Raw genomic sequence first — 14941 nt, 5'->3', positions numbered from 1 at the left:
GGTCAGAGGAAGCGGGAGAGGAACGCCCTGGTCCGCGGGTTGGCCGGGTGGTCCAGTACCTCTTCGGGCGTGCCGCTCTCCAGCACCCGGCCGCCGTCCATGAACACCACCCGGTCGGCCACCTCCCGCGCGAAGCCGATCTCGTGCGTCACCACGAGCATGGTGAGCCCGTCGCGCGCCAGATCACGCATCGTGGCCAGGACCTCGCCGACGAGTTCCGGGTCCAGGGCGCTGGTCGGCTCGTCGAAGAGCATCAGCTTCGGCCGCATCGCCAGGGCTCGGGCGATGGCCACCCGCTGCTGCTGGCCGCCGGACAACTGGCGCGGGTAGGCGTCGGCCTTGTCGGAGAGGCCCACCCGCTCCAGCAGGTCCAGCGCCGTCTTCCGCGCCTCCGCCCTCGGCGTCCGCAGCACCCCCACCGGGGCCTCCGTGACGTTTCCCAGGATCGTCAGGTGCGGGAAGAGGTTGAAGTGCTGGAAGACCATGCCGATGTCGCGGCGCTGCCGGGTTACCTCGCCGGGGCGCAGATGGTGGACGCGGCTGCCGGAGCGGCGGTAGCCGATCAGCTGGCCGCCGACATGGACGGAGCCGGAGTCGATCCGCTCCAGGTGGTTGACGCACCGCAGGAACGTCGACTTGCCGGAACCGGACGGGCCCAGCAGCACCACCACCTCACCCGCGTGGATGTCCAGGTCGACCCCGCGCAGCACCTCCAGGTGGCCGAACCGCTTGTGGACGTCCCGCGCCACGACCAGCGGCTGGCCGTGCGCATCGGTGGACTCGGGCGTCCCTGTCTTCCCGGGCTTCCCAGGCGTCCCGGGCTTCGTCAGGCTGTCCTTCGTCATGGTGTCTTCTCCTCCTGCTCATGGGCGAGAGGCACCCCGGCGGTGGCGGCGGTCGCGGCGGTCGCGGCGCTCCGGCGCCGGAAGAAGGCGAAGTCCCAGAACCCCTGCGGGGCTTCACGGGTCGCCCCGCGCGCGTAGTACCGCTCGATGAACGACTGGCCGACGTACAGCACGGACGTCATCACCAGGTACCAGAGGCAGGCCACGATCAGCAGCGGGATGGTCTCGAAGGTGCGGTTGTAGATCGACTGCACGGTGTACAGCAGATCGGCCAGCGCGATGACGCTCACCAGCGAGGTGGCCTTCATCATGTTGATGACCTGGCTGCCGGTGGGCGGCACGATGAACCGCATCGCCTGGGGCAGGACGACCCGCCGCAGGATCCGCGCCCGGCCCATACCGAGCGCCGCCGCGGCCTCCGACTGGCCCTGGTCGACCCCGAGCAGTCCGCCGCGCACGATCTCCGCCATGTACGCCGCCTCGTTGAGCCCGAGGCCGAGGATGGCGGCGAGCAGCGGGGTGATGAGGGAGTTGGTCTGTCCGCTGACGAACTCGGGGCCGAACGGCACCCCGAAGGAGATCCTGGGCAGCAGCGCGGACAGGTTGTACCAGAACACGAGCTGGACCAGGACGGGGATGCCGCGGAAGAACCAGACGTACGCGCCGCAGACGGCGCTCAGCACCCGGTTCTCCGACATCCGGCCCACCGCGACGAGTACGCCGCCGACGATGCCGATGAGCATGGCCACCACGGTCAGTTCGACGGTCGTGGCGATGCCCTGGCCGATGACCTGGGCGCCGAAGTAGCTGCCGACCGTGGACCACTCGAAGTTGGTGTTGGTCACCAGGAAGTGCGCGAGCTGGGCGACGAGGACCGCGAGGACCAGGACCGAGAGCCAGCGCAGGGGGTGCCGGACCGGGGTGGCCCCGGCGACGTCCACGGTGGGAACCGGGCCGGAGCGGCTGCCGGGACCGGAACCGGAACCGGAATCGGGACCGGGACCGGGACCGGTCATGGGCGGGGGAGCGTCAGTGGTGGCCATGGTCGGCCCACCTCCTCACGGTGTTCAGGCGGCGCCGCCGAGGTTGACGCCGGGCTTGTCGATCTGGTTGGCGGACAGACCCCACTTCTTCATGATCTGTCCGTAGGTGCCGTTGTCGATCAGCTTCCGGATCGCCTTCAGGAGCACGTCGCGCAGTGGCGAGTCCTTGGCGACGACGGCACCCTGGTACAGGTCGCTGAACCCGTTGGCCTGACCGGTGCCGGTCAGTTCGAGGTCGCCCTTGGCCTGCGACACGAAGTACGTGAGCGGCGCCTGCGAGGAGAAGAACGCGTCGGCGCGGCCGGAGCGCACGGCCAGGATGGAGCCGGGCTGGTCCTTGTAGGACTGGACCTTCACGGCGGCCTTGCCGTCCTTGACGCACTTCTCGGACTGCGTCCTGATCACGCCTTCCGCCGAGCCGCCGCCCATGACCGCGATCCGCCGGCCGCAGGTGTCGTCGAGGGTGTCGAGGGAGCGCGGGTTCCCCTTGGGCACCGCGAACACGACGAACTCCTTCACCCAGTCGACGAAGTCGTTGGAGCCCTGGCGCTCCTTGAAGTCACCGATGGGGCCGATCGCGAGGTCGTAGCGGCCCGCCTTGATACCGGTCAGCTCGCTGGGCAGACCGTCGGCCGTGACGTGCTCGATCTTCACCCCGAGGAGCTGTTCGAGCGAGGTGGCGAGGTCGGCGGAGGCACCGGTGAGGCTGTGACCGTCCGAACCGGCTATCTCGTACGGCGGGAAGGAGCCGTTGTTGACGGAGACCAGCGTGCCGGACGTACGGTTCTTCTCCGGCAGCAGCGCGTGCAGCGCCTTGTCCTCGGCGAGCCGGGACCCGGCGGCCTCGGCCGTGGTTCCGGTGGTGGTGTCGGTGGCGCCTTCGGCCTGGGGCGGGTTGGCGCCGCAGCCAGTGAGGACCAGACAACAGGAGAGGGCGGTGGTGGCCAGCACGGCCACGCCCTGGCGACTCCTGGGGGTTTTCGGGCTCGTTGGGCGTTTCGGGGATCTCATCACTCGCATCAGTGCGCTCCGAGGGGAAGGACGGTGGGGTCGACGGCGAAGCGCCGGTTGGCCAGGACGGGCAGCGTGCGACGGGCCGCCGCCGTCATGTCGGGGTCGGCCTCGGCCCAGGCCAGGCCGCGGACCGCGGCGAGCCGGGAGCGTACGGTGCCGAGGGGGTCCACGATCAGGCTGTTGCCGATGTTGCGGGGACCGCACTCCCCGCTCGCCGCGACCCAGCAGGTGTTCTCCAGGGCGCGCGCCGCGGTCATGACCTCCCAGTGCCGCTCCTTGGCCGGGCCGCGCACCCAGGCGGCGGGCAGGGCGAGCACCTCGGCGCCGGCGTCCACGAGCAGCCGGGCCAGCTCGGGGAAGCGCACGTCGTAGCAGGTCATCAGGCCGACCTTGGTGCCCGCGACCTCGACGATCACCGGCGGCTCGTCCGCCGGGCGTACATGGGCGGACTCCTGGTCGCCGAAGGCGTCGTACAGGTGGATCTTGCGGTAGCGGGCGATCAGCTCCCCGTCGCGCAGCGCCACGAGCGTGTTGAACACGCGGCCGTCGTCGGACGGTTCGTGGATGCCGACGACGACGGTGGTACGGCCCCCCGCGGTGGCCGCGCGCAGCTCGGTGACGAACGGTCCGTCCAGCGGCTGGGCGACCTCACGGATGCGGTGACGGTCCTCGGTGAAGCGGGCCAGAACCCCTTCGGGGAGTACGAGCAGATCCGCGCCGCCCCGTTCCGCCTCGGCGGTGAGCTCCTGGCAGGCGGCGAGGTTGTCCTTCCAGTCGGGGGTGGCGGCGAACTGTCCGACGGCGATACGCATGGTGTGGGCTCCGGGGTGGATCAGAGGGTCTGTCGGTCGGTGGCCGGCGGGCTGCGGCCGGCGGGTCCGCGGATCGAGAGGTCCGCGGAATCGGTGGGACCGCGGACCGGCGGGACCGCGGACCGGCGGGACCGCGCGGACTCAGCGGGCGGTGGCGAGCGCCGGGTCGGGGAAGACCACCCGGGGGTCGATCGGCTCCGGCCATATCCCCTGCGCGTACAGCTCCTCGCAGAAGGCCCGGGTCATCTCGGCGTTGGGATCGGTCCCGTACGGCATCCAGTCGTCGCCGAACACCCGTGCCGACTCGGTCAGTTCACGCAGCAGCCAGGGCGTGGTGTCGGTGAGCAGCCGGCGCCGCGCGACCCAGCGGAGCTTGGACCGCTCCAGTGCGGCGAGCAGCGCGGCAGGCAGCGTGGGGTGGGCCTCGACCGTCTCCTTCTTGAGCGTGACCAGATGGATCCCGGGGACGAATCCGGTGGTCTCCCAGTACGCGCGCTCCGCGGCCGGATGGTCGTCGAGGAGATGCCGGAAGCGGCTGGCGGAGGTGAAGAGTTCCGCCGGCATGAACGGGGTGAGGACCGCGTCCAGTCGGCCCGCGGCCAGTTCCTCCTCCAGCGAGTCGCCCTCGGCCAGGACGGAGACGTTCGACGGGAGGGGTCCCCCGCCCAGCCGGTCCTTTCCGGACTCCCCGGCGGTCAGCGGCCCCACCCGCCACTCCACCCCCGTCAGATCCACGCCCGCGCCGCGCAGCAGGGCGCGGGTCCAGGTGTTGCCGGAGTCGGGCCAGCCGGTGAGCCCGATCCGGGCCCCGGCGAGCTGGGCGAGGGTACGGACCGGGCTGTCCGCCCGTACCAGGACACAGCGGTGGCGGAACCCCCGCATGATGAACGCGGGCAGCCCCACCAGCCGGTCGTCACCCGCCGCCCGCGCCTGCACATAACGGCTGAACGAGGTCTCGCCGCCGTCGAGTCCCGGCTCGGTGAGCACGTCGGGGGTGACGTCCCGCGAGTCGACCCGGACCGTGAACCCCGCCACGTCCACCAGACCGGAGGCCAGCGGTACGAGATGGTCCCAGTCACGCAGTCCCAGATGGATCACGGGAGATGACACAGCGGACGCTCCTTGCCTTTTGGTGCACTTGGTGCATGGTTCACAATCAAGCCGAACAAGCAGTATTCGGCCGTGCGATGGCTGGAACACTATTGTTCAGCGAGGGGGCAAACAAGATGTAGTTTGTGTCCGAACATAAATTTTCCGTGCCGTAATCTACGGAGCGTGTCGGCAGCGTGTCGGCGAGGCGGGAGAACGAAACGGTGGACAGGGCATGGGCGGCGGGGCCGCAGGGCGCGGCCGGACTGGCCGGACGCATCTCCGACCCCAGCGCGCGGGGGATCGCGGCGGCCATGACCGACCTCATACGCTCCGGTGAACTGGCCCCGGGCAGCGCCCTGCCGACCGTGCGCGGCCTCGCCGTCGAACTGGGGGTCAGCCCCGGCACCGTCGCGGAGGCATGGGCGGTCCTGCGCAGACACCGGATGATCACGACGCTGGGCCGGCGCGGCAGCGTGGTCAGCGGACCGCCGAGCGTCCCGCACCCGGCCCGTTACGAACGGGTCGGCGATCTCGGCAGCCACCTCACCCTGGACCTCGCGGTCGCCGCCCCCGACCCCGCGCTGCTGCCGGAACTGGCGGACGCCCTGCTCGCCGGGGCGCGCAGCCCGCAGCTCAACGACTACGCGCGTACGGCCATCACCGCAGGTCTGCTGGACGCCGTACGGGACTCCTGGCCCTTCGAGGCGGCGGCGTGGACCGCGGTGGGCGGCGGTTACGAGGGGGTGCAACTGCTCTGCCAGGCGCTGATCGTGCCGGGGGACCGGGTCGCCGTGGAGGACCCGACGGCGGCGCGGCTGCTGGACATCCTGGAGGCGCTGGACGCGCAGATCGTGCCCGTTGCCTGCGACGCCGAGGGACCGCTGCCCGGCTCCCTCGCCCAGGCGCTGGAGCGGCGGCCCGCGGTCTTCCTCCACCAGTCGAGGGCGCAGGCGCCGTGCGGCTGGACGGTCGGCGAGGAGCGCGCGGCGGCGCTCGCGAAGGTGCTGGAGACCGCCCCGAACGTCACGGTGCTGGAGGACGACGGCATCGGACCGCTCGCCGCCGACCCGGTGGCCAGCATCGGCATCCACCTGCCGGGCCGTACGGTCCTGGTGCGCTCGTACTCCAAGGCGTACGGCCCCGACCTGCGCATCGCGGTGATCGGCGGGCCCCGGGAGGTGGTCGAACGGGCGCGGGTGCTGCGGACGTTCGGTACGGGGTGGACCAGCCGGATCCTCCAGGACGCCCTCGCCCATCTCCTCACCGACGACGCGGCGACCCGGCGTGTACAGGCCGCCGCCCACCGCTACGACCTGCGGCGCGAAGGGCTCGCGGGGCGCCTCGCCCGGCGCGGTGTGCCCACCGCGAACCGGGACGGGCTGATGCTCTGGGTGCCCGTGGCCGACGAGGCGTCCGCGCTGGTCACCCTGGCGGCGCGAGGCGTCACCGTCTCACCCGGCAGCCGCTTCTGCGTCGCGTACTCCCTGCCCCATGTACGGATCGCCACCAGCAGGCTCACGGACGACGAGGCGGCGCTCGACGGGACGGCCGAGCTGATCGCCCTCGCCGCGTCGGCGTCGGCCGGCCGACTGGACTGAGGAATACCGGAGCGAGGAATGAGCGGGGGCGCATCGGGGTTGATTACCTGGCCGGCCACAGGGCGCCAACTGTGCGCCGGCGTTCCCCGCTTCGGTTCCCGATGTCCCATCGCCAGGAGATTTCATGACCACCGCTTTCGACCCGATCGACCTCTCGGGTACGCAGCTCGCCAACCGCGTCGCGATGGCCCCGATGACCCGCAGCCGCGCCTTCGGCCCGGGTAACTCCCCCACCGCGTCGACGGTGGAGTACTACTCGCAGCGCGCCTCCGCCGGGCTGCTGATCACCGAGGCGATCCAGCCCTCCGTCATCGGCCAGGGCTACCCGGACACCCCGGGGCTGCACAGCCAGGAGCAGATCGACGCCTGGCGGAAGGTCACCGACGCCGTGCACGCCGCGGGCGGCCGGATCTTCGCCCAGCTCATGCACGGCGGCCGGATCGGCCACCCTGACCTGCTCCCCGACGGCCTGGTGCCGGTCGGTGTCTCGCCCGTCGCCGCGCCCGGCCAGGTCTATCTGCACGGCGGCCCCAAGGACTACGTCACCCCGCGCGAACTGACCTCCGACGAGATACGGGCGACCGTCGCCGACTTCGTCTCCGCCGCCCGCAACGCGATCGAGGCGGGCTTCGACGGGGTCGAACTGCACGGCGCCAACGGCTATCTGATCCACCAGTTCCTCGCCCCCAACACCAATCTGCGCACCGACGAGTGGGGCGGTTCCGTCGAGGGCCGTATCCGCTTCGCCGTCGAGGTGACCCGCGCCGTCGCGGCCGAGATCGGGGCGGCGCGCACCGGGATCCGGATCTCGCCGGCCATCGGGCTGCTGGGCACCGAGGAGCCCGACCCGGAGCCGACGTACACCGCGCTCGTCCAGGAACTGGAGCCGCTGGGCCTCGGCTACCTCAGCCTGATCGAGAACACCCGCGAATTCGCCCGGACCGTGCGCAAGATCTACTCGGGGACGCTCGTCCTGACCGCCAGGACCGAGACCGGCACCGACGCCGAGGCGCTGAAGGCGATCGAGGACGGGACGGCCGACCTGATCACCTTCGGGCGGCTCTTCCTCGCCAACCCCGACCTGCCGGCGCGGCTGAAGGCCGGCGGCCCGTACAACACCCCCGACCCGTCGACCTTCTTCGGCGGCGACGACCACGGATACATCGACTACCCGGCCCTGGAGAGCTGACCTTTCGGCGCGGGCACCACGGAACGGCCGGCGCGGGCACCACGGGACGAGGCGCGGGCGCCGCGGAACGAAACGGAGGCGAGGGGCACGGGACCAGTCATGACGGCTGGTCCCGCACCCCTCGCCTCCGCGGATGCCGCAGGTGTCAGCGCACCGGGGTGAAGTCCCGCGCCCCGATGAACTCCGGACGCCGGACCGGCGCCGCGAACGGCTCGACAGCGGCGTTCTCCACGCTGTTGAACACGATGAAGACATTGCTGCGCGGGTACGGCGTGATGTTGTCGCCCGAGCCGTGCATGCAGTTGCAGTCGAACCAGGTCGCGGAGCCGGCCTTGCCCGTGAAGAGCCGGATGCCGTGCTGGTCGGCGAGAGAGGTCAGCGCCTCGTTGGAGGGCGTACCGGCGCCCTGCATCTTCAGCGACTGCCGGTAGTTGTCCTTCGGCGTCTCGCCCGCGCAGCCCAGGAAGGTCCGGTGCGACCCGGGCATGATCATCAGGCCGCCGTTGGTGTCGTAGTTCTCGGTCAGCGCGATCGACACGGAGACGGTCCGCATGTTCGCGAGCCCGTCCTCCGCGTGCCACGTCTCGAAGTCCGAGTGCCAGTAGAAGCCGGAGGCGCCGAAGCCGGGCTTGACGTTGATCCGGGACTGGTGGACGTAGACGTCGGAACCGAGGATCTGCCGCGCACGGCCCACCACCCGCTCGTCGCGCACGAGTCCGGCGAAGATCTCACTGATGCGGTGGATCTCGAAGACGGACCGTACGTCCTGGGACTTGGGCTCTATGATCGAGCGCTCGTCCGCACGTACCTCCGGGTCGGTGATCAGCCGTTCCAGTTCGGCGCGGTAGAGCGCCACCTCGTCCGGGCCGATGAGCTGGTCGACGGGGAGGAAACCGTCCCGTTCGAACCCCGCGAGGTCGGTCGGCGAGACCGGACCCGGCGCGTCGGGCGCGGACCACACGACGGGGTCCTGCCGCGGGGTGGTCACCTCGCCGAGACCGCGCGTCGGGTACAGGTCGGTCGTGTGCACGGGAGTGGTGGTGGCCATGGTCAGCCCTCCTCGGTCAGCAGTGGGTAGACGCCGTTCTCGTCATGGTCCTCCCGCCCGGTCACGGGGGGGTTGAAGACGCAGACGCAGCGGAAGTCCGTCTTCGGCCGGAGCGTGTGGCGCTCGTGCCCGTCGAGCAGATACATCGTGCCGGGGGAGATCCAGTGGGTCTCCTTGGTCTCCTCGTCGGTGAGTTCGGCCTCGCCCTCCACACACAGGACGGCCTCGATGTGGTTGGCGTACCACATCGACGTCTCCGTACCCGCGTACAGGACGGTCTCGTGCAGCGAGAAACCGACCTTCTCCTTGGCGAGCACGATGCGCTTGCTCTCCCAGGTGCCGGAGGCCGACCTCACATGCCGGTCGGTGTTCTCGATGTCCTTGAACGATCGAACGATCACGGTGCGTTGACGCCTTTCTCTCGACAGTCGTGCTCTCTGCTTGTTTCCGGTCCGTCCGTTCCGGCGGCCCGTGCGGGCCGCCGGAACGGACGGGGGCTCTGAGGTTTACGGAGGCTCCGAGGTTTTCCGGGGCGAGCTGTGGGCGAGCGGTCAGGAGGTGTCGCGGACCGCGCGGGCCACCGTCCGCAGCCCCTCGTCCAGCTCGTCGGCCGTGATGGTGAGCGGCGGCAGCAGCTTCACGACCTCGCTCTGCGGGCCCGACGTCTCCAGCAGCAGCCCCAGCTCGAAGGCGCGGGCGCAGACCGCGGAGGCGCGGGTCTTGTCGGCGAACTCGACGCCCCAGACCAGACCGCGGCCGCGGATGTCGGGTACGTCGCCGGTGGACTCGGCGCGGATCGCGTTCAGCGCGCGCTCGACCTGCTCACCGCGGGCGATGGTCTGCTTCTCCATCTGTCCGTCGGCCCAGTAGGTGTTCAGCGCGGCGGCGGCGGTGACGAAGGCCGGGTTGTTGCCCCGGAAGGTGCCGTTGTGCTCGCCGGGCTCCCAGACGTCCAGCTCGGGGTTGAAGAGGCAGAGCGACATGGGGAGCCCGTACCCGCTGATGGACTTCGACAGCGTGACGATGTCCGGAGTGATGCCCGCCTCCTCGAAGGAGAAGAAGGCGCCGGTACGGCCGCAGCCCATCTGGATGTCGTCGACGATCAGCAGCATGTCCTGGCGGTGGCAGAGGTCGGCCAGCGCGCGCAGCCACTCGGGGCGCGCGACATTGATGCCGCCCTCGCCCTGGATCGTCTCGACGATCACCGCGGCGGGCTTGTTCAGGCCGGATCCCTGGTCCTCCAGCAGCCGCTCGAACCAGAGGAAGTCGGGCGTCTGCCCGTCCAGGTAGTGGTCGAACGGCATCGGGGTGCCGTGCACCAGCGGGATACCGGCGCCGGCGCGCTTGAACGCGTTGCCGGTGACGGCCAGCGACCCCAGCGACATGCCGTGGAAGGCGTTGGTGAAGGAGACGATCGACTCCCGGCCCTTCACCTTGCGGGCCAGCTTGAGGGCGGCCTCGACCGCGTTGGTGCCGGTCGGGCCGGGGAACATCACCTTGTACGGGAGGTCGCGCGGCCGGAGCACCACGTTCTGGAAGGACTCCAGGAAGGCGCGTTTCGCGGTCGTCGCCATGTCGAGGCCGTGGGTGATGCCGTCACGCTCGATGTAGTCGATCAGCGCCCGTTTCAGTACCGGGTTGTTGTGACCGTAGTTGAGTGAGCCGGCACCGGCGAAGAAGTCCAGGTAGCCATGGCCGTCCTCGTCGGTCAGACGGGCGCCCTGCGCGCGGTCGAACACGGCGGGCCAGCCGCGGCAGTAGCTGCGTACCTCGGATTCGAGGGTTTCGAAGACGCTCAGTGCGGGCGGGGTGATGGTCATGGGGATCTCCAGCCGATGGGAGTGCGTTAAGGAAGCTCGGGAGGCGTGCGCGTCGCGTACGCCGGGTGTGTTGTACGAAGACCTGCCTGCTCGGGCGCCGTCGTGCGTACGGAATGTGCGCGGCGTGCGCGCGTACGGAGCAGGGGGCCGGGCGCGCTCAGGGGGCGAGCGGTCCGATGCGGTACAGCACCTCGGGCTGGTGCACCCCGTCGGGGAACAGCCCGCCGTCGAAGAGGACCTCGCGCTCCAGCTCCGCACCGTGGCGGGCCGCGTACGCGGTGAACAGACGGTCCGAGGCGGTGTTGTCCGGGGTCACGGTCGTCTCTATGGCCGTGATGCCCAGTTCCTTGGCGACCCGGACGGTCAGCTCGTCGAGCAGGGTGCCGGCGAGCCCGCGTCCGCGGTGGCTCGCGTCGACGGCCACCTGCCAGACGACCAGCGCCTCGGGGCGCTCGGGCCGGACGTACCCCGTGACGAAGGCGATCGGGGCTCCTCCGTCGTCGCGGGCGACGAGGGAGGTCGCGGCGAAGTCACGACACCAGAGCAGGTAGCTGTACGAGGAGTTGAGGTCCAGGACCTCGGAGTCGCGGGCGATGCGCCAGATCGCGGCCCCGTCCTCCACTCGTGGTGCGTCGATCGTCAGGGGTCGGTTGAATTCGCTTCGGGCGCCTGCAAGGTCTGCTTGTGCGGCGGTCATGGGAATTAAATTTACCGAGCAAATGAGGAAGATGCATCTTCGGCAGGGGTTGGGAGATATCTGGTTCTGTGTTATCGCGCGGGCGCGGACGCAGTGGCGAACCTGCCGAAGTTGGGTGTATTATGTCCCGAAATATATGGGCAAATCGGTCGTCTTTGTGGGGTCGGTCACATGTCCGTAACGCTCGCGAGACCGGCTGGAATCGCATCCGGGACCCCTCCGGAACCCGGGCGTTTAGGCCAAAGAAAAGCGGGCAGAAGAATACGGGAAGCTGCGCGAAATAACGCAGCTTCCCGTATTCATTAATTCATCGCCTTTTTGAGATGACCTTAATTCCCGGACGTGTCCGCGTGTCCCGTAGGGGATGCGGACTACTCCGTACGGGTGGCGGCCCACGCCTCGTCGGCCGCCAGCACGGCGCCCGCCGGGTCCACCGCGGCCCCGGCGCCCGCCAGCACGGCCCCCAGCGCCGCGAGCGAGGAGCGCACCGCCTCGGGCGTCGCGTCGGCCCCGTAGTGGTTCACCCGGACCATCTCCGCGGCCAGCGCCCCACCACCCGCGATCAGCGGCAGCGACGGATCGGCGGCCAGCGCCTTCGCGACCAGCTCGGTGGCGTCCACCCCGGCGGGGGTACGGAGCGTCGTGGCGACCGGCGCGGCCTCCGCCGCCTCGTGGACGAACGGCGCCAGGCCGCCTCCGAGCGCCAGCGCGCCCGCCCGCGTGGCGGCAGCGGCGGCGGCGTGCCGCCCGGTCACCGCCGCCAGGCCCGACGCCTCGATCCGCTCCAGGCACGCCTCCAGCGCCAGCATCTCCAACTGGGCGGGGGCGTGCGGCAGCGCCGTACGGCCCGCGTCGATCCAGCGCTCCTTCCAGTCGAGCAGCGAGAGGTACGAGCGCCGGGGCGCCCGCGGATTGGCGGCGAGGCGTTCCCAGGCGCGCGGGCTCACCGCGACCGCCGAGACCCCGGCCGGCCCGCCCATCGCCTTCTGCGCGCCGATCACACACAGGTCCACGCCCCAGGCGTCGGTCAGCAGCGGCTCGGCGGCCACCGAGGCGACGGCGTCCAGCATGAAGAGCGCGCCGTGCGCCCGCACCACCTCGCCGATCGCGGCCACCGGATTGGTGTTGCCGGTCGCCGCCTCCGCGTGCACCAGCGAGACGAAGTCGATCTCCGGACGGTCGGTGAGCGCCTGCTCGACCTGGGCGGCGGTCACCGCGGTGTGGAACGGCACCGCCAGGTCCACGACCGTCGCGCCGCAGTCCCGCAGCCAGTTCCCGAAGGTCTGCCCGTACGGCCCCGTGACCACGTTCAGCGCGGTGGAGCCGGGCCCCGCGCCACCGCGGATGCACCCCTCCAGCGGGAGCAGGGCCTCGCCCTGGGTGATCACGACATCGTTCTCGGTGGCGAGGAGGGCGGCCCCCCGGCGCTCCACGGAGGCGAAGCGCGCGGCGGTCAGCGGGGGCAGGTCCAGCAGGGGATGTGTCACGGCGGTGCTCTCTTCGGGGGCGGAGGTGGAGGGGGGAATCCCTCGCGGTCGAGGGTACTCACGGCCTCGTACAGTGCTGCCCATGAACGATGGCGCGGTGCTGCGGGTGACGGGACGGGTGCTCGTGGGCCCCGAGGAGGTCAGGGACGAGCTGTGGGTGGTGGGCGGCAGGATCACCTTCGACCGGCCCGCAGGCGCCCGTGACGTCCGTACGGTCCACGGCTGGGCGCTCCCCGGACTCGTCGACGCCCACTGCCACGTCGGCCTCGACCACCACGGCGCGGTGGACGAGGCGACCACCGAGAAGCAGGCGCGCGCCGACCGCGACGCGGGCGCCCTGCTGCTCAGGGACGCCGGGTCGCCCGCGGACACCCGCTGGACCGACGACCGCGAGGACCTGCCGAAAATCATCAGGGCGGGCCGCCACATCGCCCGTACCCGCCGTTACATCCGCAACTACGCCCATGAGATCGAACCCGCCGACCTGGTCTCCTACGTCGCCCGGGAGGCCCGGCGCGGCGACGGCTGGGTCAAGCTCGTCGGCGACTGGATCGACCGCGACGCGGGCGACCTGACCGCCTGCTGGCCCCGCGCCGAGGCCGAGGCGGCCATCGCCGAGGCCCACCGACTGGGCGCGCGCGTCACGGCCCACTGCTTCGCGGAGGCCGCCCTGCGCGACCTGGTCGAGGCGGGCATCGACTGCGTCGAACACGCCACCGGACTCACCGAGGACACCGTCCCGCTCTTCGCGGAACGCGGCGTGGCGATCGTCCCGACACTGGTCAACATCGCGACGTTCCCGGCGCTCGCGGCGGGCGGCCAGGAGAAGTTCCCCCGCTGGTCGGCTCATATGAACCGGCTGTACGAGCGCCGCTACGACACCGTGCGCGCGGCGTACGACGCGGGCATCCCGGTCTTCGTCGGCACGGACGCGGGCGGCAGCCTCGCCCACGGCCTGGTCGCCGGCGAGGTCGAAGAACTGACAAAGGCCGGCATCCCACCCCTGGAAGCCCTCTCCGCGACAACCTGGGGCGCCCGCACATGGCTCGGCCGCCCCGCCCTGGACGAGGGCGCCCCGGGCGACCTCGTGGTGTACGACGAGGACCCGCGGGCGGACGTACGGGTGCTGGCGGCGCCGCGGCGGATCGTGTTGAACGGGCATGTGGTCGGCTGAGCTTGTCCTCCGCCCACCAGGATCTGTCAGGTCCGAGCCGTCCACCGCGTGCACCAGAGCCTGGTGGAGCAGATGCGGGCCGGCGCCGCTGTACCCCCCCGCCCCTCCCCGCCGAACACCATGCCCGAGCAGGAGTGTCGCCGTTACCATTGACCGGTGATCGGGAACCTTGAGTCGTTCCAGGACGAGCTGGCCGCCAGCGGGTTTCCGCCGCTGGTCAACAAGCTGGCCGGGGCCGGCTTCCGGGGCCGGATCGCCACCCGTGACCTCGGTCCGCTGCGGCTGGTCTCCCTGGACACGCCCGAGAGCGCCTGCATCGGGCGGGAGCGCGACGCCTCCGACGGCGAGAACCTGGCGGTCAAGGTGATGACCCGGGGCCGGACGCGGATCGAGCAAGGGCGCGGCGACGCCGAACTCGGGCCGACCGACCTGGTACTGCTCGATCCCACGCGTACGCTCCGGTTCGAGAGCACCGCCGCGGCGCATGTCACCATCCTGGTTCCGCGCCGGGAGCTTCGGATCCGGCCCGCGCAGATCGACCGGCTCATCGGCGTACGCATCGACGGCAGCCACGGCCCGGGCGCTCTCGTCTCCGTGCTGGCCCGGGAGTCGGCGTGGTCGGCGACCGAGTTCCGCGAGGCGGAGGCGCTGCGGTCGGCGGCGGCCGTCGTCGAGCTGATCGCGGTCGCACTGGAGGCCCGGCTCGGCGACGAACAACCGGCCTCGGACGAGTGGCTGCGGAGCCGGATCGCCGGCTACATCGAGACCCGGCTGGCCGATCCCGATCTGTCCCCGCCCGGCATCGCCGCCGCCCACAACATCTCCGTACGCCGGCTGCACAAGCTGTTCGAGGACCAGCCGCTCACCGTCGCGGCCCTGATCCGCCGTCGCCGCCTGGAGCGCTGCCGGGCCGAGCTGACCGGAAGCGGACGTACGGTCACCGCCGTGGCCGCCCGGTGGGGATTCTCCGATCCCACCCATTTCAGCAAGCTCTTCAAGGCGACGTACGGCTACAACGCCCGTGCACTGGTGACCAGCAACCGCGCACAGACGACCAAGACGCGCACAGCCGGCCCGGACAAGGATGGTGGTGACCAAGGCAGGCAAGAGCAATAGGAGAAG

General features: G+C 71.0%; 14 protein-coding genes. 4 read left to right on the top strand and 10 right to left on the bottom strand.

Annotation, left to right across the window (positions count from 1 at the left end):
* Positions 1-2: 2 nt before the first annotated feature.
* The 5 genes from ACIO3P_RS37035 to ACIO3P_RS37015 all read right to left on the bottom strand — a co-directional run bounded on the left by ACIO3P_RS37035 (position 3) and on the right by ACIO3P_RS37015 (position 4824).
* Complete coding sequence (locus tag ACIO3P_RS37035; protein ID WP_401850269.1) at positions 3-845, bottom strand: amino acid ABC transporter ATP-binding protein; 843 nt, start codon at positions 843-845, stop codon at positions 3-5.
* Entirely contained in the window at positions 842-1888 is a 1047-nt protein-coding gene (locus ACIO3P_RS37030; RefSeq protein WP_401850267.1) for an amino acid ABC transporter permease, read from the bottom strand. Before ACIO3P_RS37030 ends, ACIO3P_RS37035 begins: the two co-directional genes overlap by 4 nt.
* 24 nt (positions 1889-1912) lie before the next feature.
* Positions 1913-2845 (bottom strand): ABC transporter substrate-binding protein, encoded by a 933-nt coding sequence (locus ACIO3P_RS37025; protein ID WP_329826204.1) that lies wholly within the window; start codon positions 2843-2845, stop codon positions 1913-1915.
* 62 nt (positions 2846-2907) lie between these two features.
* Positions 2908-3714, bottom strand: a complete 807-nt coding sequence (locus ACIO3P_RS37020) for a deaminated glutathione amidase (protein ID WP_329826205.1) — start codon at positions 3712-3714, stop codon at positions 2908-2910.
* 141 nt (positions 3715-3855) lie between these two features.
* Positions 3856-4824: a hypothetical protein gene (locus ACIO3P_RS37015; RefSeq protein WP_401850265.1), complete on the bottom strand. Its 969-nt coding sequence runs from the start codon at positions 4822-4824 to the stop codon at positions 3856-3858.
* A gap of 203 nt (positions 4825-5027) precedes the next feature.
* On the opposite strand from ACIO3P_RS37015, the gene ACIO3P_RS37010 reads away from it, so the two are divergent.
* Complete coding sequence (locus ACIO3P_RS37010; RefSeq protein WP_401850263.1) at positions 5028-6404, top strand: aminotransferase class I/II-fold pyridoxal phosphate-dependent enzyme; 1377 nt, start codon at positions 5028-5030, stop codon at positions 6402-6404.
* Between the two features lie 124 nt (positions 6405-6528).
* On the top strand, positions 6529-7593 hold the full coding sequence (locus tag ACIO3P_RS37005; protein ID WP_329826208.1) for an alkene reductase: 1065 nt from the start codon (positions 6529-6531) through the stop codon (positions 7591-7593).
* Positions 7594-7738: 145 nt separating this feature from the next.
* Here ACIO3P_RS37005 and thpD read toward each other — a convergent pair whose 3' ends face one another.
* The 5 genes from thpD to ACIO3P_RS36980 form a co-directional block, all read right to left on the bottom strand.
* On the bottom strand, positions 7739-8641 hold the full coding sequence (gene thpD, locus ACIO3P_RS37000; protein WP_329826209.1) for an ectoine hydroxylase: 903 nt from the start codon (positions 8639-8641) through the stop codon (positions 7739-7741).
* A gap of 2 nt (positions 8642-8643) precedes the next feature.
* The gene (locus ACIO3P_RS36995) at positions 8644-9042 is read right to left on the bottom strand and encodes an ectoine synthase (RefSeq protein ID WP_329826210.1); all 399 of its coding nucleotides are present in this window, start codon (positions 9040-9042) and stop codon (positions 8644-8646) included.
* Between the two features lie 150 nt (positions 9043-9192).
* Positions 9193-10461, bottom strand: a complete 1269-nt coding sequence (ectB, locus tag ACIO3P_RS36990) for a diaminobutyrate--2-oxoglutarate transaminase (protein WP_329826211.1) — start codon at positions 10459-10461, stop codon at positions 9193-9195.
* A 157-nt stretch (positions 10462-10618) separates the two neighbouring features.
* Positions 10619-11158 carry a diaminobutyrate acetyltransferase gene (gene ectA, locus ACIO3P_RS36985; protein ID WP_329826212.1) on the bottom strand — a complete coding sequence of 180 codons (540 nt, stop codon included), beginning with the start codon at positions 11156-11158 and terminating at the stop codon, positions 10619-10621.
* A 371-nt stretch (positions 11159-11529) separates the two neighbouring features.
* Positions 11530-12645: a pyridoxal-phosphate-dependent aminotransferase family protein gene (locus tag ACIO3P_RS36980; protein WP_401850261.1), complete on the bottom strand. Its 1116-nt coding sequence runs from the start codon at positions 12643-12645 to the stop codon at positions 11530-11532.
* An 82-nt stretch (positions 12646-12727) separates the two neighbouring features.
* On the opposite strand from ACIO3P_RS36980, the gene ACIO3P_RS36975 reads away from it, so the two are divergent.
* Both ACIO3P_RS36975 and ACIO3P_RS36970 read left to right on the top strand, forming a co-directional pair.
* Positions 12728-13819 (top strand): amidohydrolase family protein, encoded by a 1092-nt coding sequence (locus ACIO3P_RS36975; RefSeq protein ID WP_329826214.1) that lies wholly within the window; start codon positions 12728-12730, stop codon positions 13817-13819.
* A gap of 156 nt (positions 13820-13975) precedes the next feature.
* Complete coding sequence (locus ACIO3P_RS36970) at positions 13976-14935, top strand: helix-turn-helix domain-containing protein (RefSeq protein WP_401850259.1); 960 nt, start codon at positions 13976-13978, stop codon at positions 14933-14935.
* Positions 14936-14941 lie beyond the last annotated feature (6 nt).

Source organism: Streptomyces sp. NPDC087310 (assembly GCF_044744405.1).
In the GTDB taxonomy this organism is placed as follows: Bacteria; Actinomycetota; Actinomycetes; order Streptomycetales; family Streptomycetaceae; genus Streptomyces.
This window is presented reverse-complemented; position numbering and strand designations above follow the sequence as displayed.

Excerpts from the sequence above, each read along its gene's own strand:
- ACIO3P_RS37035 (WP_401850269.1), bottom strand. The coding sequence starts at position 845 with ATGACGAAGGACAGCCTGACGAAGCCCGGGACGCCTGGGAAGCCCGGG.
- ACIO3P_RS37030 (WP_401850267.1), bottom strand. The coding sequence starts at position 1,888 with ATGGCCACCACTGACGCTCCCCCGCCCATGACCGGTCCCGGTCCCGGT.
- ACIO3P_RS37020 (WP_329826205.1), bottom strand. The coding sequence starts at position 3,714 with ATGCGTATCGCCGTCGGACAGTTCGCCGCCACCCCCGACTGGAAGGAC.
- ACIO3P_RS37005 (WP_329826208.1), top strand. The coding sequence starts at position 6,529 with ATGACCACCGCTTTCGACCCGATCGACCTCTCGGGTACGCAGCTCGCC.
- thpD (WP_329826209.1), bottom strand. The coding sequence starts at position 8,641 with ATGGCCACCACCACTCCCGTGCACACGACCGACCTGTACCCGACGCGC.
- ectB (WP_329826211.1), bottom strand. The coding sequence starts at position 10,461 with ATGACCATCACCCCGCCCGCACTGAGCGTCTTCGAAACCCTCGAATCC.
- ectA (WP_329826212.1), bottom strand. The coding sequence starts at position 11,158 with ATGACCGCCGCACAAGCAGACCTTGCAGGCGCCCGAAGCGAATTCAAC.
- ACIO3P_RS36975 (WP_329826214.1), top strand. The coding sequence starts at position 12,728 with ATGAACGATGGCGCGGTGCTGCGGGTGACGGGACGGGTGCTCGTGGGC.